At 70.3% G+C, this 23,620-nt stretch carries 19 protein-coding genes and 1 pseudogene; 12 read left to right on the top strand and 8 right to left on the bottom strand.

The genetic code is table 11. The features are described 5' to 3' along the window. Window positions 1-115: 115 nt before the first annotated feature. On the bottom strand, window positions 116-3,061 hold the full coding sequence (gene uvrA / locus ACTWQI_RS10540; RefSeq protein ID WP_443269518.1) for an excinuclease ABC subunit UvrA: 2,946 nt from the start codon (window positions 3,059-3,061) through the stop codon (window positions 116-118). 177 nt (window positions 3,062-3,238) lie between these two features. On the opposite strand from uvrA, the gene ACTWQI_RS10535 reads away from it, so the two are divergent. The 4 genes from ACTWQI_RS10535 to ACTWQI_RS10520 all read left to right on the top strand — a co-directional run bounded on the left by ACTWQI_RS10535 (window position 3,239) and on the right by ACTWQI_RS10520 (window position 7,236). Beyond that, a complete protein-coding gene (locus ACTWQI_RS10535) occupies window positions 3,239-3,955 on the top strand; it encodes a maleylpyruvate isomerase family mycothiol-dependent enzyme (protein WP_443269517.1) in 717 nt (238 codons plus the stop codon). A gap of 4 nt (window positions 3,956-3,959) precedes the next feature. Continuing rightward, complete coding sequence (locus ACTWQI_RS10530) at window positions 3,960-4,616, top strand: MBL fold metallo-hydrolase (RefSeq protein WP_443269516.1); 657 nt, start codon at window positions 3,960-3,962, stop codon at window positions 4,614-4,616. Between the two features lie 75 nt (window positions 4,617-4,691). Beyond that, window positions 4,692-5,738, top strand: coding sequence for a S66 family peptidase (locus ACTWQI_RS10525; RefSeq protein ID WP_443269515.1), 1,047 nt, complete (start codon window positions 4,692-4,694; stop codon window positions 5,736-5,738). Between the two features lie 205 nt (window positions 5,739-5,943). After that, window positions 5,944-7,236 (top strand): MFS transporter, encoded by a 1,293-nt coding sequence (locus ACTWQI_RS10520; protein WP_443269640.1) that lies wholly within the window; start codon window positions 5,944-5,946, stop codon window positions 7,234-7,236. Between the two features lie 164 nt (window positions 7,237-7,400). Here the strand turns inward: ACTWQI_RS10520 and ACTWQI_RS10515 are convergent. From ACTWQI_RS10515 to uvrB, 5 genes and pseudogenes are all read right to left on the bottom strand, one after another. Beyond that, window positions 7,401-7,700: pseudogene (locus ACTWQI_RS10515) on the bottom strand (MBL fold metallo-hydrolase); the annotation flags it as partial. Between the two features lie 128 nt (window positions 7,701-7,828). Further along, entirely contained in the window at window positions 7,829-8,866 is a 1,038-nt protein-coding gene (locus ACTWQI_RS10510; protein WP_443269514.1) for a TerC family protein, read from the bottom strand. A 234-nt stretch (window positions 8,867-9,100) separates the two neighbouring features. Beyond that, complete coding sequence (locus tag ACTWQI_RS10505; RefSeq protein WP_443269513.1) at window positions 9,101-11,089, bottom strand: TerD family protein; 1,989 nt, start codon at window positions 11,087-11,089, stop codon at window positions 9,101-9,103. 123 nt (window positions 11,090-11,212) lie between these two features. Continuing rightward, a complete protein-coding gene (locus tag ACTWQI_RS10500; RefSeq protein WP_443269512.1) occupies window positions 11,213-11,791 on the bottom strand; it encodes a TerD family protein in 579 nt (192 codons plus the stop codon). A 136-nt stretch (window positions 11,792-11,927) separates the two neighbouring features. Further along, window positions 11,928-14,042, bottom strand: coding sequence for an excinuclease ABC subunit UvrB (uvrB, locus tag ACTWQI_RS10495; RefSeq protein ID WP_443269511.1), 2,115 nt, complete (start codon window positions 14,040-14,042; stop codon window positions 11,928-11,930). Window positions 14,043-14,233: 191 nt separating this feature from the next. Between uvrB and ACTWQI_RS10490 the strand changes: the two genes are divergently transcribed. The 4 genes from ACTWQI_RS10490 to ACTWQI_RS10475 all read left to right on the top strand — a co-directional run bounded on the left by ACTWQI_RS10490 (window position 14,234) and on the right by ACTWQI_RS10475 (window position 17,822). After that, on the top strand, window positions 14,234-15,163 hold the full coding sequence (locus tag ACTWQI_RS10490; RefSeq protein WP_443269510.1) for a glycerophosphodiester phosphodiesterase: 930 nt from the start codon (window positions 14,234-14,236) through the stop codon (window positions 15,161-15,163). Window positions 15,164-15,254: 91 nt separating this feature from the next. Then, window positions 15,255-15,788, top strand: coding sequence for a methylated-DNA--[protein]-cysteine S-methyltransferase (locus ACTWQI_RS10485; protein ID WP_443269509.1), 534 nt, complete (start codon window positions 15,255-15,257; stop codon window positions 15,786-15,788). 123 nt (window positions 15,789-15,911) lie between these two features. Then, window positions 15,912-17,309 (top strand): MFS transporter, encoded by a 1,398-nt coding sequence (locus tag ACTWQI_RS10480; RefSeq protein ID WP_443269508.1) that lies wholly within the window; start codon window positions 15,912-15,914, stop codon window positions 17,307-17,309. A gap of 177 nt (window positions 17,310-17,486) precedes the next feature. Beyond that, window positions 17,487-17,822 (top strand): hypothetical protein, encoded by a 336-nt coding sequence (locus ACTWQI_RS10475; protein ID WP_443269507.1) that lies wholly within the window; start codon window positions 17,487-17,489, stop codon window positions 17,820-17,822. An 11-nt stretch (window positions 17,823-17,833) separates the two neighbouring features. On the opposite strand, the gene tnpA is transcribed toward ACTWQI_RS10475, so the two are convergent. Continuing rightward, window positions 17,834-18,262 carry an IS200/IS605 family transposase gene (tnpA, locus tag ACTWQI_RS10470; RefSeq protein ID WP_443269506.1) on the bottom strand — a complete coding sequence of 143 codons (429 nt, stop codon included), beginning with the start codon at window positions 18,260-18,262 and terminating at the stop codon, window positions 17,834-17,836. A 43-nt stretch (window positions 18,263-18,305) separates the two neighbouring features. Here tnpA and ACTWQI_RS10465 point away from each other — a divergent pair, with 43 nt between their 5' ends. Both ACTWQI_RS10465 and ACTWQI_RS10460 read left to right on the top strand, forming a co-directional pair. Continuing rightward, window positions 18,306-19,568, top strand: a complete 1,263-nt coding sequence (locus tag ACTWQI_RS10465) for an RNA-guided endonuclease InsQ/TnpB family protein (RefSeq protein WP_443269639.1) — start codon at window positions 18,306-18,308, stop codon at window positions 19,566-19,568. Window positions 19,569-19,623: 55 nt separating this feature from the next. After that, entirely contained in the window at window positions 19,624-20,052 is a 429-nt protein-coding gene (locus tag ACTWQI_RS10460; RefSeq protein WP_443269505.1) for a hypothetical protein, read from the top strand. Window positions 20,053-20,082: 30 nt separating this feature from the next. On the opposite strand, the gene ACTWQI_RS10455 is transcribed toward ACTWQI_RS10460, so the two are convergent. Next, window positions 20,083-21,420, bottom strand: coding sequence for a glycoside hydrolase domain-containing protein (locus ACTWQI_RS10455; protein WP_443269504.1), 1,338 nt, complete (start codon window positions 21,418-21,420; stop codon window positions 20,083-20,085). A gap of 242 nt (window positions 21,421-21,662) precedes the next feature. On the opposite strand from ACTWQI_RS10455, the gene ACTWQI_RS10450 reads away from it, so the two are divergent. Continuing rightward, window positions 21,663-22,583 carry a pseudouridine-5'-phosphate glycosidase gene (locus tag ACTWQI_RS10450; protein ID WP_443269503.1) on the top strand — a complete coding sequence of 307 codons (921 nt, stop codon included), beginning with the start codon at window positions 21,663-21,665 and terminating at the stop codon, window positions 22,581-22,583. Window positions 22,584-22,630: 47 nt separating this feature from the next. Next, a complete protein-coding gene (locus ACTWQI_RS10445) occupies window positions 22,631-23,545 on the top strand; it encodes a carbohydrate kinase family protein (RefSeq protein WP_443269502.1) in 915 nt (304 codons plus the stop codon). The last annotated feature ends 75 nt before the right edge of the window (window positions 23,546-23,620 follow it).

The following is a 23,620-nucleotide window of genomic DNA, read 5'->3' as shown; positions in this document are numbered from 1 at the left end:
GCCTCGTACGAAGCGGAAACCCATGGTGCGGGGTGGCGCGCACCGTTGCCGTCTGCGGGCCGCTGTGCCCACCCGTTCCGCCTCGCGGAACGATTGCCCACAGCTGTGGGGGGTGTCAGCCGCGGCGCGCCTTCGTTCTGGGTGCCTTCCCCTTCGCGGCTGAGGTCTTCTTCGCCGCGTTCGGCATGCCCGAGCGGGGCCGCGGGACCGCGTCGCTGACCCGCTCCCCCAGCAGGTCGCGCAGGAACTTGCCGGTGTGGCTCGCGGGGACCGCCGCGACTTCCTCCGGTGTGCCCTCCGCGATCACCAGGCCGCCGCCGCTGCCGCCCTCCGGGCCCATGTCCACGACCCAGTCGGCGGTCTTGATCACATCGAGGTTGTGCTCGATGACGATCACCGTGTTGCCCTTGTCGACCAGACCGGAGAGCACGTTGAGCAGCTTGCTGATGTCCTCGAAGTGCAGGCCCGTGGTCGGCTCGTCCAGGACGTAGACCGTCCGGCCCGTCGAGCGCTTCTGCAGCTCGCTCGCCAGCTTCACGCGCTGGGCCTCGCCACCGGAGAGGGTGGGCGCCGGCTGCCCGAGGCGGACGTATCCCAGCCCGACCTCGTCCAGCGTCCGCAGATGCCGGGAGATGGAGGGCACGGCCTCGAAGAAGTCCAGCGCCTCCTCGATCGGCATCTCCAGCACCTCGGCGATGGACTTGCCCTTGTAGTGGACCTCCAGGGTCTCCCGGTTGTAGCGCGCCCCGTGGCAGACCTCGCACGGCACATAGACGTCCGGCAGGAAGTTCATCTCGATCTTGATGGTCCCGTCGCCGGAGCAGTTCTCGCAGCGCCCGCCCTTGACGTTGAAGGAGAAGCGGCCCGGCAGATAGCCGCGCACCTTCGCCTCCATGGTCTCCGCGAAGAGCTTCCGCACATGGTCGAAGACCCCGGTGTACGTCGCCGGGTTCGACCGTGGCGTACGGCCGATGGGCGACTGGTCTACGTGCACCACCTTGTCGACGAGGTCGTCCCCGTCCACGCGCGTGTGCCGCCCCGGCACCGTGCGGGCGCCCTGCAGCTCGCGCGCCAGATGCGTGTACAGGATGTCGTTGACCAGCGTCGACTTGCCGGACCCGGAGACACCGGTGACGGCGGTGAACACCCCGAGCGGGAAGGACACATCGATGTCCTGGAGGTTGTTCTCCCGGGCTCCGCGCACTGTGAGCCGCTTCGAGCCGTTCACCGGCCGGCGGATCTCCGGCGTCGGAATGGCCTTCTTGCCGACCAGATACTGCCCGGTCACGGAGTCCTTGTTGGTCAGCAGCTCGCTCAGGGGCCCGCTGTGCACCACCTTGCCGCCGTGCTCCCCCGCACCGGGCCCGATGTCGACGACCCAGTCCGAAGTCTTGATCGTGTCCTCGTCGTGCTCCACCACGATCAGCGTGTTGCCCAGGTCCCTCAGCCGTACGAGCGTCTCGATCAGCCGGTGGTTGTCCCGCTGGTGCAGGCCGATCGACGGCTCGTCCAGCACGTAGAGCACGCCGACGAGTCCGGAGCCGATCTGCGTGGCGAGCCGGATGCGCTGGGCCTCGCCCCCCGAGAGCGTGCCCGCGGCCCGGTTGAGCGACAGATAGTCCAGGCCCACGTCGACCAGGAAGCGCAGCCGTTCGTTGACCTCCTTCAGCACCCGCTCGGCGATCGTCTTCTCGCGCGCGGTGAGCTTCATGTCCCGGAGGAAGTCGGCACAGTCGCTGATCGACATCGCGGCGACCTCCGCGATCGACCTCCCCTGCACGGTGACGGCGAGCACGACCGGCTTGAGCCGGGTGCCCTCACAGGTCGGGCAGGGCACCTCGCGCATATAGCCCTCGAAGCGCTCGCGGCTGCTGTCGCTCTCCGCCTCCGCGTGCCGCCGCTTGACGAACGGCACCGCGCCCTCGAAGGAGGTGGTGTACGCGCGCTGGCGCCCGTAGCGGTTGCGGTACCGCACCTCGATCTGCGTCCGGTGGCCGTGCAGCAGGGCCTTCTTCGCACGCTGCGGCAGCCCGGCCCACGGGATGTCCGTACGGAAGCCCAGCTCGTCGGCCAGTGCCCCCACCAGCCGGGAGAAGTAGTCCTTGGTGTGCCCGTGCGACCAGGGGTTGATGGCGCCCTCGTCGAGGGACTTCTCCTCGTCCGGGACGATCAGATCCGGATCGACCTCCATGCGGGTGCCGATGCCGGTGCACTCGGGGCATGCGCCGAACGGCGAGTTGAAGGAGAAGGAGCGCGGCTCCAGCTCCTCGAAGGACAGGTCGTCGTACGGGCAGTAGAGGTGCTCGGAGAACATCCGCTCGCGCTGCGGGTCGTCCTCGTCCAGGTCCACGAAGTCGAGGATCACCATGCCTCCGGAGAGACCGAGCGCGGTCTCCACGGAGTCGGTGAGCCGGCGCTTCGCGCCCTCCTTGACAGTGAGCCGGTCGACGACCACCTCGATGGTGTGCTTCTCCTGCTTCTTCAGCTTCGGCGGCTCCGTCAGATGGACCGTCGTGCCGTCCACCCGGGCCCGGCTGTAGCCCTTGCTCTGGAGGTCGGAGAAGAGGTCCACGAACTCGCCCTTGCGCTCGCGCACCAGTGGCGAGAGGACCTGGAAGCGGCTGCCCGGCTCCAGGCTGAGCACCTTGTCGACGATCGCCTGCGGCGACTGGCGGGAGATCGGGCGGCCGCACTGGGGGCAGTGCGGCTTGCCGATGCGGGCGAAGAGGAGCCGGAGGTAGTCGTAGACCTCGGTGATCGTGCCGACCGTCGAGCGGGGGTTGCGCGAGGTCGACTTCTGGTCGATGGACACCGCCGGGGAGAGGCCCTCGATGAAGTCCACATCGGGCTTGTCCATCTGCCCCAGGAACTGACGGGCGTACGAGGACAGCGACTCGACGTAACGGCGCTGTCCCTCGGCGAAGATCGTGTCGAACGCGAGCGAAGACTTCCCCGATCCCGACAGCCCGGTGAAGACGATGAGGGAGTCCCGGGGCAGGTCGAGCGAGACGTTCTTGAGGTTGTGCTCGCGAGCGCCACGGACGATGAGACGGTCGGCCACGCCGGTCGGCACCTTTCTTGAGAGAGGTGGGATGCGCCGCACCCCCGGTCCAGGGTATGGGGAGGCGCCACAACGATGTCGTGCGGATGCCAGAGCTGAGCCTATAGCACGCACATTCGATTTCTGGCCCCTCTTCACCTCCTTCACCCGAACGTGTGGCGGCGATAGCGTCGGGTCATGACCGATCACGCACAGGACATGGCCGCCGTACGCGAAGCCACCGACCGGCTGATCGCCACGGCGGGCAAGCTCGACGACGCGGCCCTCCGCGAGCCGTCCCGGCTCCCGGGCTGGTCACGGGGGCACGTGCTGGCCCACGTCGCGCGCAATGCCGACGCGCTCGTCAACGTCCTCACCGCCGCCCGCACAGGCACCCACATCCCCATGTACGCCAGCGCCGAGAGCCGGGACGCGGACATCGAGCGCGACGCCGCACGCCCGCTCGAGGCCCAACTCGAGGACCTCGCCGCGAGCGCCGACCGTTTCAACGCCGCGGCCGCCGCGCTTCATCCCGAGGCCTGGCAGCGCACGGTCGAACTCCGAAACAAGATCACCGACCGCGCCGACCGCATCCCCTTCCGCCGCCTCATCGAGGTCGAGCTCCACCACGTGGACCTCGGCACCGGCTGCGAAGTCGAGTCCCTGCCGACCTCCTTCGTCGACCGCGACCTGGACTACGTGGCCGGAGAGCGCTTCGCGGGCCGCCCGGACGTCCCGGCCCTGGAGATCCGCGCCGCCGACGGACGCGTCTGGCGTACCGGCCGCACCGACGCCGAGCCCACCTCCGTCTCGGGCTCCGCCGCCGCCCTGCTCGGCTGGCTGACGGGCCGTGCCGACGGCAGCGGACTCGACACCGGCGGCTCCGTCCTGCCCGCGCTGCCGCCACTAGGCTGACACCATGACCTACAGCGGAGCGGTGCAGGTCGGCGGACCTGCGGATGTGCACGAGCTGCCGGACCTCATCATCTCGAAGGTCGCGGTCGGCCCCATGGAGAACAACTCCTATCTGCTGCGCTGCCGCGCGACCGACGTGCAACTGCTGATCGACGCGGCGAACGAGCCCCGGACGCTGCTCAACCTCATCGGCGAGGGCGGCATCGCCTCGGTGGTCACCACCCACCGGCACGCCGACCACTGGCAGGCCCTCGCCGACATCGTCGAGACGACCGGCGCCCGGACCTACGCCGGCCGCCACGACGCCGCGGGCATTCCCGTCCCGACCGACGTCCTGGTCGACGACGGAGACACGATCCGGGTCGGCCGCGTCGAGCTCACCGCACGCCGGCTCGTCGGCCACACCCCGGGGAGCATCGTGCTGATCTACGACGACCCGCACGGCCACCCGCACGTCTTCACCGGGGACTGCCTCTTCCCGGGCGGTGTGGGCAACACCCGAGGCGACGCGGACGCCTTCGACAGCCTGATCTCCGACGTCGAGGCCAAGTTGTTCGACCAGCTCCCGGACGAGACCTGGGTCTACCCCGGACACGGCAACGACACGACGCTGGGCGCGGAGCGGCCGCATCTGCCGGAGTGGCGCGAACGCGGCTGGTAGCGCGGACGAACCGCGCGGGCTGGGAGAACGTAATCCGAGTGCCGCGCCCGTCGCGGCGCGGCTACCCTCCGGTGGATGCCGACTCCCGCGTACCCGCCGAAGCCCCGGTCCGGTGACCGGATCGCAGTCGTCTCCCCCTCCTCCGGCCTGCCCGAGCTGTTGCCGCTGCCGTACGAACTCGGACTTCGCCGGCTGGAGAGGGAGTTCGGCGTGGTTCCGGTGGAGTACCCGAGCACCCGCCGCATGCACTCGACGCCACGGCAGCGGGCCGACGACATCCACGCGGCCTTCTCCGATCCGACCGTCACAGCGGTCATGGCCACCATCGGCGGTGACGACCAGTTGACCGTCCTGCCCCTGCTCGACCGCGAGCTGATCCGCGCCAACCCCAAACCGTTCTTCGGCTACAGCGACAACACCAACCTGCTCATGTTCCTGTGGAACGAGGGGATCGTCGGCTACCACGGCGCGAGCGTGATGACCGAGCTCGGCCGCCCCGGCGCGATTCACCCGCTCACCGCCGACTCGCTGCGCGCCGCTCTCTTCCGGTCCGGCCGCTACGACCTGTCGCCCGTCTACCGGTACGGGAACGGGAGCGGCGACTGGGCCGACCCCGCCACCTTCGACTCCGAGCCCCGCATGGAGCAGTGCGACGGTTGGCTCTGGCACGGCCCCGCCCGCGTCGTCGAGGGGATCAGCTGGGGCGGCAATCTGGAGATCCTCTCGTGGCTGCTCATGGCGAACCGCGAGATCCAGCCGGACGAGAGCGCGTACGAGGGGTGTGTGCTGTTCCTGGAGACCTCGGAGGAGATGCCGAGCCCCGGGGAGGTCTTCCGGATCCTGCGGAACATGGGCGAGCGCGGCCTGTTGCGGCGTTTCCCCGCGCTGCTTATGGGACGGGCGAAGACCGCGGGCTTCGACCGGCCCAAGGAGCCGGAGGAGAAGGCGAGATACGCCCGTGAGCAGCGCGAGGCGGTGCTGCGCGCACTGGAGGCGTACGCCCCCGAGACGATGGTGGTCTTCGACGTCGATCTGGGCCACACCGACCCGCAGCAGGTGATCCCGTACGGCGGCACGATCCGGGTCGACGGCCCGGCGCGCCGGATCACCGTCACCTACTGAAGCGGTGGTGGCGTACCGGCTGCGTCCGGTACTCCCCCAGCTACCTCCCCCAGCTAACGCTGGGAGGTGCCCCCAGGGTGGGGGTACCCCCGGCGGTAGCTGGGGGAGTGCCCCCAAGCGCTCCCGCGCGCCCGGTGACCCGCCCGCCGCGGACCTCGTTGAGTGCGGCGTGACGGATCGCAGCGACACCGCCCGCCGCCCCTCGATGACGCGCCTGGCCGCGGCGTCGCTCGCGGGCACGGCCATCGAGTTCTACGACTTCTTCGTCTACGGCACCGCCGCGGCGCTGGTCCTCGGCCCGCTCTTCTTCCCGACCTTCTCGCCCCTCGCGGGGACCCTCGCCGCCTTCGGCACCTTCGCCGTCGGGTTCCTGTCCCGGCCGCTGGGCTCGGTGGTCTTCGGGCATGTCGGCGATCGCTGTGGACGCCGGCCGGTGCTCGTCGCCTCGCTACTGCTGACCGGGATCGCGACCGTCGCCGTCGGCTGTGTGCCCCCGTACGAGACGATCGGCGTCGCCGCTCCGGCGCTGCTGCTCGCCCTGCGCTTCCTCCAGGGGCTGGGGCTCGGCGGGGAGTGGGGTGGCGCGGTGCTGCTGACCGCCGAACACGCGCCCGAGCGTCGGCGGGCGCTGTGGGCGAGCTTCCCGCAGATCGGGCCCTCCGTGGGGTTCCTGCTGGCGAACGGCGTGATGCTCGCACTCTCCGCCTCGCTCACCGAGGCCCAATTCCGGTCCTGGGGCTGGCGGGTGCCCTTCTGGGCCGCCGGCGGCCTCGCCCTGGCGGGTCTGCTGCTGCGTGCTTCGCTGGCCGAGAGCCCGCAGTTCCGGGAGTTGGCCGAGCGCGGAGCACGCGCCCGGGTGCCCCTGGTCGAAGTGGTGCGCGGTCACTGGCGGCTGGTGCTGCTGACGGCCGGGGCGCTGGCCGTGGGGTACGCCGTGTTCTACGCGGTGACGACCTGGTCGCTCGCGTACGCCACCGAGGAGCTCGGGGTGAGCCGGACGGTGATGCTCGCGTGCATCATGGCGGCGGTGGCGGTCAAGGGAGCGGGTACGCCCTTCCTGGCCATGCTGGGCGACCGGTACGGGCGACGGCCGATGTGCCTGACGGGCTGCGCGGCCGTGGCCTTGTGGATGTTCCCGATGATCGCGCTGCTGCGTACGGCGCAGCCGCTGCTGATGTTCCTGGGATTCCTCGTCGCGATGCTGGCCTTCATGACGATGTTCTCGGTGATCGCGGCGTATCTGCCGGAGCTGTACGAGCCGCGGGTGCGCTGCACGGGAGCGGCCGTCGGGTACAACCTGGCCGGCGTCGTCGGGGGCGCGCTCACCCCCATCGTCGCGACGGCGGTGGCGGGCGGTCCGGGGCCGCCGTGGGGTGTCGCCGCGTACCTCACGGCGATCGCGCTGCTGAGCCTGGGCTGCTTCACGCTGCTGCCCGAGACGCGGCCGGTGGTCGCGGGCAGCGAGGCAGGCGAGGCCCCGGCACCGGCCACGGCCTGATCCCAGGAGTCCGCCGGGCACGGGATTCCGCCCGGCAACGCAGTCCGCCGGGCACGGGATTCCGCTTGGCAACCCACTCGGCCCGGCGGGCCCACAGTCCGGTCATCGGCAGCCGGGGCTATCGGTCCGTCAGCCCCGCCTTGGCCGCCGCCTCGCACCGGCCGCTCCCCGCAGCGCAGCGCGGCCGCCAGCGCGGCGAAGTCCGCGCGGCGGAAGCCGCCGGGGCGGTCGCCCCGGGTGACCCAATGGGCCGGTCCGCCGGTGGCCGCGGCGGCGGGGCGGTCGATGCCCACGCGGGCCAGCTCGCGCTGGGCGGCGGCGATCCGCTCCGGCGTCTCGGCCAGCAGAGTCTCCCGTTTGCCCCAGGGCATCAGCCAGGCCAGGTAAGTGGCGAGTTGACCGCCGCCCTCGAAGTTGTACGAGCCGCGCAGATGCCCTTCGACGAGGTAGCTGCGGTTGCCGAGCCCCGCCGTCTCCAGGGTGTCGATGACGTGCATGGGAGACCTCTCCCCGGGACGGCGCGAGCCTCACCGCACGACCGGGGGGCGGCCGGAGAGGTACGCCCGGGCCGCCCCGCGGCCCTTCGGCGGCGTCAGGCGTCGAGCTGCTGCTCGGGCTCGGGGCGGGACTCGGGCTCGGGCTGCGCCCCGGCACGGACTCCCGCTTCGGCGTCCGCCTGCTTCCGCGCCTGCCTCTTCGACGCGTACAGGCTGGTGACCGTGGTGACCACGAGGACCGCACAAATCACACCGAGGGAGAACGGGATGCTGATCTCGGGGACGTGCACCCCGGACTCGTGCAGCGCGTGCAGCACCAGCTTCACGCCGATGAAGCCGAGGATGACCGAGAGCCCGTACGACAGGTGGATCAGCTTCCTCAGCAGCCCCCCGATGAGGAAGTACAGCTGACGCAGGCCCATCAGCGCGAAGGCGTTGGCCGTGAAGACGATGTACGGGTCCTGGGTGAGGCCGAAGATCGCGGGGATGGAGTCCAGCGCGAACAGGACGTCGGTGCTGCCGATGGCCAGCATGACCACCAGCATCGGGGTCATGACGCGCTTGCCGTGCTGCCGGATGAGCAGCTTGGTGCCGTGGTAGCGGTCGGCGACACCGAAGCGCTGCTCGGCCGCTTTGAGTAGGCGGTTCTCCTCGTACTCCGCGTCGTGCTCCTCGGCCCGCGCCTCCTGGATGAGCTTCCAGGCGGTCCAGATGAGGAAGGCGCCGAAGAGATAGAAGACCCAGGCGAAGTTGGCGATGATCGCGGCGCCGGCGGCGATGAAGATCGCCCGCAGGACGAGCGCGACCAGGACGCCGATCATCAGCACGCGCTGCTGATACACCGACGGGACGGCGAACTTCGCCATGATCAGGACGAAGACGAAGAGGTTGTCGACGCTCAGCGACTTCTCGGTGATGTAGCCGGCGAAGAACTCGCCCGTGGGCCCGCCGCCGCCGAACGCGTACAGCCCAAGACCGAAGAGCACGGCGAGCACGATCCAGACGATCGTCCAGGTGCCGGCCTCTTTGATCGAGACCTCGTGCGGCTTACGGCCGCCGATGAAGAAGTCGACGGCGATGAGGGCACACAGACCCGCAATGGTCAGCACCCACACGGTCAGGGAAACATCCATGTCCTGCTCCTCCGGCATGCGTACGGCAACGTCGGCGTCGTAGTTGCCGGAGGTCTCTTCCGCCCGCGATCGCGCACCGCGCTACGGGCCGGCGCCCCGGGATCTCAGAGATCCGTAGTGACGGGTACGCCGCAGCAGGAGTACTCCCCTCCGCGCCAAGGACAGTACCGGAAACACCAAGGAACGGTAAAGGGGAAGGCAAGAACGAGGCAAAGCGCCGGATGAACTCGCGGCTCAGCGGCCGTACTTCCGCTGCGCGTCGGCGACCTGCCCGAGGACCTGATGCAGCACCTGGCTGCCCGCCGGGACCAGTGGGGGCTCGTACGTCCAGGTGTGCCCGACCCAGGGGTCGGCCAGGTGGTCGTCGGGGACGGGGGTGATCCGGAGCAGGGCTCGCCACAGAGGGTCCAGCAGCGGCCCGTAAGCCCGCGCGTCCTCTCGGTCGGCGACCATCATCAGGTGCACGCCGACGTCCGGACCCTCGTCGGCCAGATAACGCAGTTGGGTGACCGCCCGGTCGTCGAATCCATGCGGGAAGTCGTTGACGATCAACAGCTGCCCGGCGGTGTCCAGATCCGGCGGAAGCGCGTCGGACGCGCCGCCCCGGATCGCCATCTGCACCAGGTCCACCCGTTGCGTGAGCGCGCCCAGTACGGCGGCCACTCCCCCGGCGCCTGCCGCGGGCGGCTCCTGGAGCGCGCCGGACCCGACGAGCGGGGTCAGCGAGGACGCGCCCGACCCGGCGGGGTCGATCACCTGGACGCGGAACTCGCCCGGCGGGTGGACGGCCAGCAGCCGGGCAGCCTGGGCCACGGCGGTGTCCATGGCGAGTCGCCGCAGTTCGACGGGGTCGGCCAGCTCGCCGTCGGCCGAGACATTGGGGCCGCTGTCCACCCACAGTCCGCGCTCCAGCGGCAGCCGGATCAGCATGGGGATGCGCAGCTCCGGGCACTCCGGGAGATGCAGGTCACCGAGGCGCAGCGCCATCGGGAACTCCATCGGGACCTGGTAGGCCTGCCACACCGGGCTGTCCCAGCGCGCGAAGGCGGGTGGCATGGCGGGCTCGACGACCTCGGCCTCGGCGGTGAGCTGGGCCAGGTCCCGGTCGAAGGCCGCGCGGGCGTGGTCGACCAGGTCGGTGTGCTTGGCGCGGGCCGCGTCGCGGGCTATGTCGCCCTCGGTGCCGATCCGGGACCTCGGGTCGGAGAGGACGCGGTCGAGCTCCTGCTCCATCCGGGAGTCGGCGAAGGCGACCGCGCTGCGGTAGGCGGCGGCCGACCTGGCCAGGTCCTCGAACATCCCCCAGACCTGGTTGTAGAGCCGCTCGTCCATCGTCCAGCCGGTGGCGTCGCCCGCGACCGGCTGCGCGGGCTGTCCGGGCCGGGCAGGCGCGGTGACCGGCCCCGGGGTGGGAGGCGCCGAGGGCGTACGGCCGGGATGCCGGTAGTCGATCGGGCCCGCGGAGACCGGCTGGGTGGGCTCGGAGGCCTGGGCCGACGGGGCGCCCACGGTCTCTGCGCTTCCGCTCGCGCCGTTGCTCCCGCTCCCCCCGCCGTTGCCGCTTCCGCTGCTCCCGCCCGTCGCGGCGGTACGGACCCGGCCGCCTTCCTCGGCGGCGCGCGGCGGGGACTGGGCCGCCCCGGACCGTGGGCCGGGGGAGACCGACCGCACCATGCCCTGGACGACGGCTTCGTTGATGGTGGTGGCGAGTTCGGCGGCCTGCGGCAGGCCCTGGTCCGCCAGCATGGCGGCCAGCCCGCCCGCGTAGCCCTGGCCGACGGCCCGTACCTTCCAGGCGCCCTCCCTGCGATACAGCTCGAGGGCGACGACCGCGGACTCGGTGTCCAGGCCCGTGATCGTGTAGCTGGCCACCTCGGTGCCGTCGAGGCCGGTGACGGCGACGAACGGCACGGCGATCGCGCCGAAGCGCACGGGCCCGCCCACGCCCTCCGGCAGGGCGAGCAGCACATTCACCCGGTGGACCCCTTCGGGCAGCGCACCGAGGTCCACGGCGAGCCGGTGGTCGGCCGCGGCCTGCTTCGAGACCTCGAGTCCGGGGAGGTGCGGCGCGGCCGGGTGGGCCACCCACTCGGCACCGCGCACGGTCCCCTGCTCGTCGCCCAGGGTGGCACCCGCCACGACGGGCGTGCCCGCCGAGACCCGGATCTCCAAGCGGGTCCGGGGCAGCGGGTGGTTCTGCCCCCGCACCAGCTCGGCCGTCATCCTGCGCCCCCTCGTCGTGTCGTCCGTGCGCTGTGCCGTACAGCTCCCGCTCCGCGGAGTTCCGTGGCCCGGGAGCCGTGCCCCGGGAGCCGTCCGTACGGGTGGTGCCTGGAGCCCGGCCGGCTACAGCAGCGGCAGGATCGTCGGCAGCAGGTCCTGGAAGGTGCGGCCGTCGGCGGCGGAGCCCAGGGCGGTCATCTGCCAGCCATTGCCCACGCGGTGCACCTTCGCCATGATCTGAGCGGTGTACCGGCCGCCGCCGGTGAGCGTGTACCGCGCCAGCTCCTGGCCGTTGGACTCGTCGACGATCCGGCAGAAAGCGTTCTGCACCTCGGCGAAGGTCTGCCCGGTGAAGGAGTTCACCGTGAAGACGATCTGGTCGATGTGGACCGGCACTCGCTGCAGATCGACGAGGATGGCCTCGTCGTCGCCCCCCTGGCCGGCGCCGCCCACCACGTTGTCGCCGGTGTGCCGTACGGAGCCGTCGTCGCTGACGAGGTGGCGGAAGAACACCACGTCCACCGGCTGCTTGTCGGCGAACAGCACGGCCGAGGCGTCGAGGTCGATCTCCTTCGTCCGTGATCCGAACAGCCCGCGGCGCGGGGCCGCCTGCCAGCCCAGACCCATCCGCACCGCGGTCAGGACGCCCCCGTCGGACTTCTGCAGGCTGATCCCCTGTCCCTTGGACAAGTTGACGCTCACGCGCTGTCCCCTCTCCACATTCCCCTCGACCGCCTGTCCGGGCGGCTGGACTGAAACCCTACGCAGCGTGGCCGACGCCACGGCACAGGTCAGCCCACTTTGTGGCGCTCTTGCAACACACGGGGGATCACCGCGGTCACGACAGGCCCACCTCCCTCATTTGGCGCAGTTCCTTCTTCAACTCCCCGACCTCGTCCCGCAGTCGCGCCGCGACCTCGAACTGGAGCTCCGCCGCCGCGGCGCGCATCCGCTCCGTCATGTCGTCGATCAGCTGGGCGAGCTCGGCGGCCGGCCGGTCCGTCGGCGCCGGCCCGGCCTTCGCGCCGCCCTTGCCCGCGGCGCCGCTCAGCGCGGGAACGGGGGCCTTGGCCTCCCTGGTCTGGCGATAGCCGGTCCCGAGCAGCTCCTCGGTGTCGACCTCCTCGCGGGCGATGGTGGCCACGATGTCGTTGATCTTCTTGCGCAGCGGCTGCGGATCGATGCCGCGCTCCTTGTTGTACGCGACCTGCTTCTCGCGCCGGCGGTTGGTCTCCTCGATCGCCTTCTCCATGGCCGGCGTCATCTTGTCGGCGTACATGTGCACCTGGCCGGAGACATTGCGCGCCGCGCGGCCGATGGTCTGGATCAGGGACGTCCCGGAGCGCAGGAAGCCCTCCTTGTCGGCGTCGAGGATCGCGACCAGCGACACCTCGGGCAGGTCGAGGCCCTCGCGCAGCAGGTTGATGCCGACCAGGACGTCGAACTCACCGGAGCGCAGCTCGCGCAGCAGTTCCACCCGGCGCAGGGTGTCGACATCGCTGTGCAGATAGCGGACCTGGATGCCGAGTTCGAGGAAGTACTCGGTCAGGTCCTCGGCCATCTTCTTGGTGAGCGTGGTGACCAGGACGCGCTCGTCCTTCTCCGCACGGGTCCGGATCTCGTGCACCAGATCGTCGATCTGGCCATGGGTGGGCTTGACGACGACCTCGGGGTCGACCAGGCCCGTGGGACGGATGATCTGCTCGACGACGCCCTGGGAACGGGAGAGTTCATACGGCCCGGGGGTCGCGGAGAGATAGACGGTCTGGCCGATGCGCTGGAGGAACTCCTCCCACTTCAGCGGCCGGTTGTCCATGGCCGACGGGAGCCGGAAGCCGTGCTCGACGAGTGTCCGCTTACGGGAGGCGTCGCCCTCGTACATCGCGCCGATCTGCGGCACGGTGACATGGGACTCGTCGATGACCAGGACGAAGTCATCCGGGAAGTAGTCGAGAAGGGTGTGCGGCGCGGAGCCCGACTCACGGCCGTCGATGTGCAGCGAGTAGTTCTCGATGCCCGAGCAGCTGCCGATCTGGCGCATCATCTCGATGTCGTACGTGGTGCGCATCCGCAGCCGCTGGGCCTCCAGCAGCTTGCCCTGCTTCTCCAGCTCGGCGAGGCGCACCTCCAGCTCGGCCTCGATGCCGGAGATCGCCTTCTCCATGCGCTCAGGACCGGCGACGTAGTGGCTGGCCGGGAAGACGTACAGCTCCTGGTCCTCGCTGATGACCTCGCCGGTGATCGGGTGGAGGGTGTACAGCGCCTCGATCTCGTCACCGAACATCTCGATCCGGACGGCCAGCTCCTCATAGACCGGGAAGATCTCGACGGTGTCGCCGCGGACGCGGAAGGTGCCCCGGGTGAAGGCCACGTCGTTGCGGGTGTACTGGATGTCGACGAAGCGACGCAGCAGCTGGTCGCGGTCGATCTCCTCACCGAGCTTCAGGGGCACCATCCGGTCGACGTACTCCTGAGGGGTGCCCAGACCGTAGATGCAGGAGACGGATGCCACCACGATCACGTCACGCCGGGTGAGCAGCGAGTTTGTCGCCGAGTGGCGCAGCCGCTCGACCTCCTCATTAATCGAGGAGTCCTTCTCGATGTAGGTGTCGGACTGCGGGACGTACGCCTCTGGCTGATAGTAGTCGTAGTACGACACAAAGTATTCGACGGCATTGTGCGGCAGCAGTTCACGGAACTCATTGGCGAGCTGGGCCGCCAAGGTCTTGTTCGGCGCCATGACCAGCGTCGGCCGCTGAAGCTTCTCGATCATCCAGGCCGTGGTCGCCGACTTGCCGGTGCCGGTGGCACCCAGCAGCACGACGTCCTTCTCGCCTGCCAGGATGCGCCGCTCCAGGTCGGCGATGGCGGTGGGCTGGTCGCCGCTGGGCTGATAGTTGCTGACGACCTCGAAGGGCGCCACAGTGCGTTCGATCTGGGATACGGGCCGCATGGAACCACCGTACGACTCGCCACTGACAGCGGGCTCCCGCAGGGCATAGGGCGTCTTCATGGCTGAAAATGACTCATCCAGGACCTCTTTACGTGCTCCGTTCAACTTCTGGCCATTCCGCGCCTGTGCCCTATTGGTCCCGTGCTGGGACGCTCCAGGCACATCGTGAACACACGACGCGAGGAGTCCACGTGCAGATACGCCCTCTCGCAGCCGCAACAACGGCCCTCGGCACGATTCTCGGGTTCTCCGCACTCTGGCTCTCCGCCCCCACGGCACACGCCGCCGAACTCCGGCACGGGCCGACGGTCATCGCGCACCGCGGCGCCTCCGCGTACGCACCGGAGAACACGCTCGCGGCCGTCGACAAGGCCGACGACCTCGGCATCAGATGGGTGGAGAACGACGTCCAGCGCACCAAGGACGGCGAGTTAGTGGTGATCCACGACACCAACCTCAAGCGCACCACCGACGTCGAGGAGGTCTTCCCCGACCGCTCCCCGTGGAAGGTCTCCGACTTCACCCTGAAGGAGATCCGCCGGCTCGATGCGGGCAGCTGGTTCTCGCCCTCCTACGCGGGCGCGCGCGTGCCCACCCTGGAGCAGTATCTGGACAGGGTGAGCGACAACCACCAGAAACTGCTGCTGGAGATCAAGGCTCCCGAGCTCTACCCGGGCATCGAACGGCAGACGCTGCGGGAGCTGCGCCAGGGGGGCTGGCTCGACCGGTACCACGTCAAGCACCGGCTGATCATCCAGGCGTTCAGCGCGGACTCCATCAAGACGGTGCATTCGCTCCGGCCCGACGTGAAGACCGGCTTCCTCGGCACCCCGGCGGTGGCCGACCTGCCGAACTACGCGACGTTCACGGATCAGATCAACCCGAATCACAAGACGGTGACACGCGAGTACGTGGCAGCGGTGCACGGCTTCCGCGGCCCGCACGGTCGCCCGCTCGAGGTCTTCACCTGGACGGTCGACGACGGGCCGACCGCGGCCCGGCTGGCGGAGTACGGCGTGGACGGGATCATCTCGAACAAGCCCGATGTCATCCGGGACGCGACGAGGGAGGGCTCCAGGGCCGGAGGCTCCGCGGCCCTCGCCGGAGCCGGGGCACCGTAGCTCCGGGCCGCGTCCGCCCGACGGCTCCGCTCCCGGTGCCGTCGGGCGGCGACTGCGCTCCCGGCGCCGTCGGGGAGCTACCCTGCGTTACATGAGCACCGTTGCCTGGACCGTGACCGGCACCCCGATCGGCCCCCTGCTGCTCGCGGCGACCGCCGAGGGCGTGGTCAACGTCGTGTTCCACGCCGACGAGCGGACGGCCCGCCGTGCGGTGGCGCGGCTGGCCGACCGGTTCGGAAGCGAGCCCGTGGAGGCGTCGGAGGCCCCCCTGCTCGCCGAGGCGGTCCGGGAGTTGCGCGGCTACTTCGCCGGTACCCTGCGCGCGTTCGACGTCGCCCTGGACTGGTCCCTGTCGGCCGGCTTCAACCGGCGGGTGCTGCACGAGCTCGCGACCGGCGTCCCGTACGGCACGGTCGTCGGCTACCAGGACCTGGCCGACCGGGTCGGCGAGCCCGGTGCGGCACGGGCCGTGGGCGCGGCCATGGGATCGAACCCGCTGCCGGTGCTGGTCCCCTGCCACCGCGTCGTCGGAAGCGACGGCGGCATCGGCGGCTTCGGCGGCGGCCTGGAGACCAAACGCGCTCTGCTGGCACTGGAAGGCGTACTCCCGCAACCCCTGTTCTGACGGCAGCCCCTGTTCTGACCACAGCCTGCGCACCGCCGTGGAGGCCGCCCGGGCCGCACCGGTACGCATCGGTCCCCGGTAATGCCGTGGCTGCACGGGGCACGGGACTGGCAGACTGCGCCCGTGTCCGACTCCTCCGCTTCGCCCGCATCCACGCCCCCGCACATATCCCCGGACCCCGCGCCACAGGCCCCGGCCGCACTCGACCTGCCCGCCCTGCGCCGCCGCATCGCGGCCGTCCTGATCGTCAGTCAGATACTCGGTGGCCTGGGCGTCGCCACCGGTATCGCACTCGCCGCCGTGCTGGCGCAGCAGGTCAGCGGCTCCGAGGCGTACTCCGGCCTGGCCCCCACAGCGTCGGTCGCGGGCACCGCCGTCCTGTCCATGCCGCTCGCCGCCCTGATGAGCAGCCGCGGCAGGCGGCCCGGCCTGACCCTGGCGTACGTGATCGGCGCGGCCGGCGCGGGTCTCGTCGTCCTCGGCGCGGTGACCAAGAGCTTCCCGCTGCTCCTGCTGGGCATGGCGGGCTTCGGCGCGGGCTCGTCCGCCAACCTCCAGGCGCGCTTCGCCGCGGCGGACCTCGCACCGGCCGAGAAACGGGGCCGAGCCATCTCCGCGGTCGTCTGGGCCACGACGATCGGTGCCGTCCTCGGCCCGAACATCGCGGCCCCGGCCGGCCGCAGCGTCTCGGGCCTGGGGATCCCCGCCGCGGCCGGCCCGTTCGTGTGGGCCGCGGCGGTGTTCCTGCTCGCGGGCGCGTTCGTCGCGCTGCTGCTGCGCCCCGATCCGCTGCTGACGGCCCGTGCACTCGCGCCGGGCGACGCGCAGGCATCGGAGAAGCGCTCCCTGCGTGCGGGACTGACGGCGATCGCGGCCTCTCCGGGAGCGCGACTGGCCCTGGTCACGATCAGCGGCGCGCACACGGCGATGGTCGCGATCATGGTGATGACCCCCGTGGACCTGGGCCACCACGGTGCGGACATCGAACTCATCGGCCTGGTGATCAGTGGTCACATCGCCGGGATGTACGCGTTCTCACCGGCGATGGGCTGGCTGTGCGACCGCGTCGGCCGCTTCTCGGTGATCTCGCTGTCCATCGCCCTGCTGTCGTGCGCGGCGCTGCTCGCGGGTACGGCCGGCCCGAGCCACACCCGTACGGCCGCAGGTCTCTTCCTCCTCGGCCTGGGCTGGTCGGCAGGTCTCGTCGCGGGCTCGGCCCTGCTCACGGACTCCGTTCCGCAGGCCGCCCGCGCGGCCGCCCAGGGCCTGTCGGACCTGACGATGAACACCGCGGCCGGCATCGGCGGCGCGACCGCGGGGCTGGTGGTGGCGCACGCGAGCTACGCCTGGCTGAACGCGGTGGGCGCCGCGCTGCTGCTCCCCGTGGCGGCCCTGCTCCTCCTCACCCTCCCCCAGCTAACGCCGGGTGGGGGTCCCCCCGGCGAAGCCAGGGGGCGTACCCCCAGCCCGGCGCCCCCGACGGCACCCACCGCACCGGCGCCACCGTCGGCCGATGACTGATCTGTGCACCGACAGTTGGGCCCGTAGGCGACGGAGGCCGCGTTCCTCGCGTACTCGGAGACCGATGTCGAGCACGATCTCATTCGGATCATCCATCTCCTCAACGGGAACAAGGGCAGGGCCGATCGGCTTCCCGGCAGGCGTCGGCTGCTCCGTCGGCGGCGGGGACCGGGCAGGGTGCACGTCCATCCGGTGGTGGTCCTCGACGAAGTCGACAAGCTGACCGACAACCGGCAAGAGGCCATCGCGGAGCTGGAGTTGCTGCTCGGCCGGCTCAAGAACGTTCTCACCGCCCGCGGGGCCCACTTCATCCTCGTGGCCGGGCCCGATCTCCACGACCAAGCACTGGACGACGCGGACCGCGGCAACGGCGTGTACGAGAACACTGACGCGTACTGGGACCATGGTCGGAACGCTGACCTACCTCTGATCTTCCGCACTGCTCCCTCGTTTATGAGGGAGGTGAAGCGCATGCTTGACTTCCCGGCGTGGAGCGCCGGGGCGTCACTGTGAAGCGGGAAAGCTCAGACGGGGCGTTGTTGGTTCTCGATGTACTGGCGTACGACGGTCGACGGTGGTCCACCGCATGATCCGGCGAAGTAGGAGCCGGACCAGAGGCGCCCTCCCCACAGGTAATGGCGGACGTGTGCGTCGTATTCCTTGCGCAGCAGTCGGGCGGAGACGCCCTTGAGGGAGTTGACCAGCTTGGAGAGCTGGACCTTCGGCGGGTAGTGGACGAGCAGGTGGACGTGATCGTGTTCGCCGTTGAACTGCTTCAGCTCGGCCTCAAAGTCGCGGCAGACCTCGCCCATGATCTCTTCGCAGCGCCTCAGCATCTCGTTGGTGAAGACGCCACGCCGGTACTTGGTGACGAAAACCAAGTGGGCATGGAGGTTGTGTACGACGAGGCGGCCAGTGCGTACATCCGGGTTGGGGTTCCATCGTGGCGACATAAACCAATGGTACGATCATGGCGTGAAGGATGAACTCGTCGGGATGAAGCGGCAGTTCGGGCATCGAGCCCGGCTGGCACTGTCTCCTCCCGAGATTCGTCTGATCGACGACCAGGCGCATGCAGGGCGGGCGATGTGGAATCTGCTGCACGACTGGTGGACGATGCTCCCGAAGGACAAGCGTTCACTGACCGCTGCGGACACCGCGATACGCCAGGCCCGCAAGGAGATCGACTGGCTCGGCGTGCTCCCCGCCCAGGCCGCACAGGCGGTGCTGAAAACGTACTTCCAGGCGTGGAAGAACTGCTGGGACGGGCGTGCCGAGGAGCCGAACTTCAAGGCCCGCTTCCGCACGGTGATGTCCGTGGACATTCCGCAGGGCCGCGACCTGAACATCACCCGCGTCCACCGCCGCTGGGGCATGGTCAACATCCCCAAGGTCGGACGGGTCCGGTTCCGCTGGACCAAGGACCTGCCTGTGGGCAAGCGAGCCAACAAGAACAACCGGATCACCGGAGCCCGGCTCGTGAAGGACGCGCTCGGCTGGCAGATCGCCTTCCGCGTCCAGACCCTGGAGCCCAAGCCCGACCCCCACGCCGGGCCGGAAGTCGGGATCGACGTGGGCGTGACCGTGCCCCTGGCCCTCTCGGACGGAAAGAGGTACGACCACGACGAGTGGCTGACCGAGAAGGAGAAGGGCAAGCTCCTCCGCTTGGAGCAGCGGGCCGCGCACCGCAGGACCTGCCGTAAGCGAGGAGAGCGCACCTCGAACCGCCTGCGGGCAACCTATGACCAGATCCAGGAGCTTCGTGCGAGAGCCAAGCGCAGGCACCTGGACTGGCAGCACCAGACCACGACCGACATCGCTACCAAGTACGGCACCGTCGTGGTGGAACAGCTCAACATCCCGAACATGGTCAAGTCCGCCAAGGGAACCATCGAGCAGCCAGGCAAGAACGTCGCCCAGAAAGTCGGCCTGAACCGCTCCATCAGCCAGGAGGCATGGGGCCGAACGGTCGAGCTGCTGACATACAAGCTCGCTCAGCGCGGCGGCTCCCTGCACAGGGTTCCCGCCTCCGGCACCTCCCAGCGCTGCTCAGCGTGCGGCTTCACCACGCCGGGCAGCCGGGAGGACCAGGCCACGTTCGCATGCAAGAACCCGGATTGCGGCTGGTCCGGCAACGCCGACCACAACGCAGCCCGGAACGTCTTGCACCTGTACCGGATGGGCCTCGCGCTCGTCCCGGCTGCCGGGAGGGCAGTCGTCAGGCGCGCTCATCGCGTCAAGCCCGCCACCGCAAGGTAGGCGGAAATCTCCCGGACTCATCCAGGAGAGCACTCCAAATGGCACCCGAGCAGGGATGTTCCAGCTGCTCTTCCAGATCGTCAATCAGGACGTTTCGGTGGAGGAGCTCGACGTCTCCCCCGAACTGCGTGAGCTGCTCCGGAAGGCCACGGCGCGCTCCCCGTCCGACCGTCCGCAGGTGCCGGATGACTTCCTCAGCGACCTGGCCGGCACCCCGGAGGCGCATGCGGAGGTGGGCCTGGAGGCGGTGGCTCCGCCGCTGGATGCAAAGATCCCGTCCCCATGGGCCCAGTCGGCGCCGCCGCCCCCGCCACCCGCTCCGGCCTCGAGCTCGGCCCGTCTGGCCCCGGCCGCGGACCTGCCCTCGGCTTCGGACCCGGCTTCGGACCCGGACCTGGACCCGGACCCGGCCTCGGAGGATTCCTTCCCCGTTCCGCCACCTCAACCCCCGGTGCCGAGTGACGGAGGCGAGGCGACGACGTGACGGGGCGCCGCACCGGGCGTCGAGCGCGGCTCAGCACCGCGGGACGGGCTTGCTGTACGTCGTATTGCTGGCGTTGGCCACGTAGTAGTCGGAGACCCAGCGTCCCGTGTCGAGCTTGTTCCACACCTTCGTACCGCTCACGGTCGAGCCGGGCGCCTGGCAGACCACCCAGGCGAGCGCGCCCCCGGGCAGCGTGCCCGCCGTGGCGTACGAGGTGCCGGGTCCGGTGCGCTGGTTGACGCCGCCGGGGGCCGTCACCTGGTAGGGGTAGGTGCAGCGGGGCAGGGGGGCGCTGTAGCCGGTGTTGGACGGGGTGCTGACGTAGTAGTCGGAGGCGTACGTGCCGTCGGAGAGCTTGTCCCAGACGGAGGTCGTACCGACCTTGGAGCCCGGTGCCTGGCAGACCACCTTGACGGACGATCCGGGCGCGAGGGTCCGCACGACCGGGGAAGAGGTGGACGGTCCGCTGCGGGCCGAGAGACCGGAGGAACTGGTCACCTTGTAGGTGTGGGCGACGGTGGCGACGGGTGCGTCGAGCCGGTCGTTGTCGATGTTGATGGTCACGCCGCCGTACGTCTCGTTGTGGCTGTTGGTGTACTGCTTCGCGCGCTGGTGCACCGCCCACTTGGAGTCGGCGATGCCAGCCCATCCCTTGAGGGAGCTGGAGCCGTCGTAGCGGGCGATCCAGAGGGCGTCGGGCCGGGCGTACGCCGTCGAGTCGTAGACGTCGGCCAGGTCCTTGGCGCCGAGGTTGAGGTTCATGTAGACGCCGGAGAGGTAGCCGCGCGCGTGCAGTTCCTTGGTCCACGCCGACAGGTACTTCAGAACGGCCGTCCGGCAGGTGGCGTCGGTCCGCGAGTAGTGCTCGATGTCGTTGTAGAAGGCGCTGCCCGGGAGCAGGCCGAGCGCCTTGGCCTTGGCGATGGCATCGGTGGCCGCGGCCTTGCCTTCGGCGGTCGCCCCCGCCGGGGTGATCTTCTGGTCCTGGGGCCGTGCTCCGCAGGGCGGCTGGAGGCCCTTGTAGATCGGCAGCAGCCGCCACCTCAGCTTGGACACCTCGGTGACCCAGCTCGCCGTCAGCTGGGGCTGGGCGCAGGTGCGGTTGACGCCGCCGAAGTAGATCCCGACGGCGCGGTACGGGGAGGCACCCCAGGCCTTCATGGCCGCGAGGCTGGGCGCGGTGCAGGTGTCGAAGGCGAGCCCGGAGTAGCGGGTCGAGGTCCCACCCGAGGGATAGGCGATGGAGGTAGCGGGCTCGGCGGCCGCGGGCGGCGCCAGGACGAGCGCCAGAGCACCACCGGTGAACGCGGCGACGGCGCCTCGGAGCAGCCGACGTCTGATGCGGAACGGGGTACGAGGACGGGACATGGTGCCTCCCCGACGAAAGTCGGCCGAGTCCGGCTGCTCGGCCGCCCTGTCGGTACACCCCTTGGGGTCACGCACCCTGACGACACATCGGACTCTATGGATTTTTCGGCTTGTGTCATAGTTTTCCCACCTGTATGGAGTTGGCGTCAAGGATCGCGCGCCAGGTTGCGTCCGTGGCGGGTACGCCAGGATGTGGGGAATGGCACGGCGAAGACCGTGGCTGGGAGACGGAAGGCGCAGCGATGGCCACACCCCTGATGGTCCTGTCCGACGAGGTGGAGCAGGCGCTCGCGCGGCGACACCCGGTCGTCGCCCTGGAGTCGACGATCATCGCGCACGGCCTCCCCCGCCCCCGCAATCTGCGGGTGGCCGGGGAACTGGAGGGGCTCGTACGGGCGGCCGGCGCCGTACCGGCCACCGTCGCGGTCCTCGACGGCCGCGCGCACATCGGCCTGAACAAGAGCCAGCTGGAGCGCGTCGCCGACGACCCCACCCTGCGCAAGCTGGGCCACCGCGATCTGGCCCCGGCGCTGGCGACGGGCGCGAGCGGGGCGACGACCGTCTCCGGTACCGCCTTCCTCGCCGCCCGCGCGGGTATCCGGGTGTTCGCGACGGGCGGTCTGGGCGGCGTACACCGCGAGTGGACGACGACGCAGGACGAGTCGGCCGACCTCCGCCTGCTGGGCCGTACCCGTATCACGGTGGTCTGCGCGGGCGTGAAGTCGATCCTCGATGTGCCCGCCACACTGCAGCGCCTGGAGACGCTGGGCGTCGGCGTGATCGGCTACCGCACGGACCGCTTCCCCGGCTTCTACCTCAGCGACTCGGGCGAGCCGGTCGACTGGACGGTCACCGAGCCGGCGGACGTAGCAGCGATCATGCGATCCCAGGACGCCCTTGACGGCCCCGAGTCGGCCCTGATCGTCGCGAACCCGGTGCGGGAGTCGGAACAGCTGGACCCTGTGCTGCACGACCGCGTACTGGCCGATGCCCTCGCGGCCTGCGGCCGTGAAGGCATCACGGGCCAGGCCGTCACCCCCTTTCTCCTCGACTACTTGGTCCGCCACACGGGGGGCGCCTCCCTGGAGGCCAACCTGGCGGCGGTCCGCGGCAACGTCCACCTGGCAACCGAGATCGCCACGGCCTGGTCGAACGCGTCATGACCGGCGGCTCGAAGTTTTCTGGCGGCCCACGCGGAACCACATCCGGTATGCCCGGCGCCCTGCTGGTGATCGGCGACGTGGTGACGGACGTCGTCGCCCGCCACGCCACGCCCCTGGCCCCGGCGACCGACACGGCGGCGCGGATCGCGTTGCTCCCGGGCGGCGCGGGCGCGAACGCGGCCTGCTGGGCGGCTCATACAGGAGCCGCGGACGTACGCCTCCTGGCGTGCGTGGGCGCCGACTCCGCGGCCTGGCACGAGGAGACTCTCATGCGCTCCGGCGTCCGCCCGCTGCTCCGCGTCGACCCGGGTGCCGCCACAGGCGTGGTCATCTCGCTCGTGGATCCCACCGCCGAACGCACCTTCCTCACCGACAGCGGCGCCGCCCTCCGCCTCTCCCCCGGCGACTGGTACGACGACCTCCTCCGCGGAGTCGCCCACGTCCACCTCTCCGGCTACCTCTTCTTCGCCGACTCGAGCCGCCGCCTCGCCCGTACGGCCCTGTCGGCGGCCCGTGAGCGCTCCATCCCCACCAGCGTGGACCCGGCGTCCGCGGGGTTCATCGAACACCTTGGAGTCGACCGCTTCCTTGAACTGGCATCAGGCGCGGACCTCCTCTTCCCCAACCGCGACGAGGCCGCACTCCTGACCGGCCTCACGGAACCGGCCGAAGCGGCACGGAAGTTGAGCCAGGCCTTCCCTCTCGTAGCGGTGACACTGGGCGCGGAGGGAGCCATCCTCGCCTCCCACGGCGAACTCCTCGCCCACGTCCCGGGCCACCCCACAACGCCCCTGGACACCACGGGCGCGGGCGACGCCTTCACGGGCGCTTTCCTCGCGGCCCGCCTTTCCTCCGCCGACCCGGTGACCGCCGGCATGTCCGGCTCCCGCGCGGGCGCGGAGGCCGTCACCCGGCCGGGCGGCCGCCCTCCCCCGCTCGACTCGCCCGGCCGGGCGCGGTAGGCGAAGGTCAGCCGCGTGCCGACGTGATCCACAGGCGCCGCCGAGCCGGGCGGCGCACACTGAAGTGAGTGGACA

Origin of the sequence: Streptomyces sp. KR80 (assembly GCF_052245555.1) — a bacterium.
GTDB lineage: Bacteria > Actinomycetota > Actinomycetes > Streptomycetales > Streptomycetaceae > Streptomyces.
This window is presented reverse-complemented; position numbering and strand designations above follow the sequence as displayed.

What these genes read in the sequence shown, in the direction of transcription:
- ACTWQI_RS10535 (WP_443269517.1), top strand. Translation starts at nt 3,239, where the DNA reads ATGACCGATCACGCACAGGACATGGCCGCCGTACGCGAAGCCACCGAC.
- ACTWQI_RS10485 (WP_443269509.1), top strand. Translation starts at nt 15,255, where the DNA reads ATGAGCACCGTTGCCTGGACCGTGACCGGCACCCCGATCGGCCCCCTG.
- uvrB (WP_443269511.1), bottom strand. Translation starts at nt 14,042, where the DNA reads ATGCGGCCCGTATCCCAGATCGAACGCACTGTGGCGCCCTTCGAGGTC.
- ACTWQI_RS10450 (WP_443269503.1), top strand. Translation starts at nt 21,663, where the DNA reads ATGGCCACACCCCTGATGGTCCTGTCCGACGAGGTGGAGCAGGCGCTC.
- ACTWQI_RS10460 (WP_443269505.1), top strand. Translation starts at nt 19,624, where the DNA reads ATGTTCCAGCTGCTCTTCCAGATCGTCAATCAGGACGTTTCGGTGGAG.
- ACTWQI_RS10505 (WP_443269513.1), bottom strand. Translation starts at nt 11,089, where the DNA reads ATGACGGCCGAGCTGGTGCGGGGGCAGAACCACCCGCTGCCCCGGACC.
- ACTWQI_RS10455 (WP_443269504.1), bottom strand. Translation starts at nt 21,420, where the DNA reads ATGTCCCGTCCTCGTACCCCGTTCCGCATCAGACGTCGGCTGCTCCGA.
- ACTWQI_RS10520 (WP_443269640.1), top strand. Translation starts at nt 5,944, where the DNA reads ATGACGCGCCTGGCCGCGGCGTCGCTCGCGGGCACGGCCATCGAGTTC.
- ACTWQI_RS10525 (WP_443269515.1), top strand. Translation starts at nt 4,692, where the DNA reads ATGCCGACTCCCGCGTACCCGCCGAAGCCCCGGTCCGGTGACCGGATC.
- tnpA (WP_443269506.1), bottom strand. Translation starts at nt 18,262, where the DNA reads ATGTCGCCACGATGGAACCCCAACCCGGATGTACGCACTGGCCGCCTC.
- ACTWQI_RS10530 (WP_443269516.1), top strand. Translation starts at nt 3,960, where the DNA reads ATGACCTACAGCGGAGCGGTGCAGGTCGGCGGACCTGCGGATGTGCAC.
- ACTWQI_RS10465 (WP_443269639.1), top strand. Translation starts at nt 18,306, where the DNA reads ATGAAGCGGCAGTTCGGGCATCGAGCCCGGCTGGCACTGTCTCCTCCC.
- ACTWQI_RS10445 (WP_443269502.1), top strand. Translation starts at nt 22,631, where the DNA reads ATGCCCGGCGCCCTGCTGGTGATCGGCGACGTGGTGACGGACGTCGTC.
- ACTWQI_RS10510 (WP_443269514.1), bottom strand. Translation starts at nt 8,866, where the DNA reads ATGGATGTTTCCCTGACCGTGTGGGTGCTGACCATTGCGGGTCTGTGT.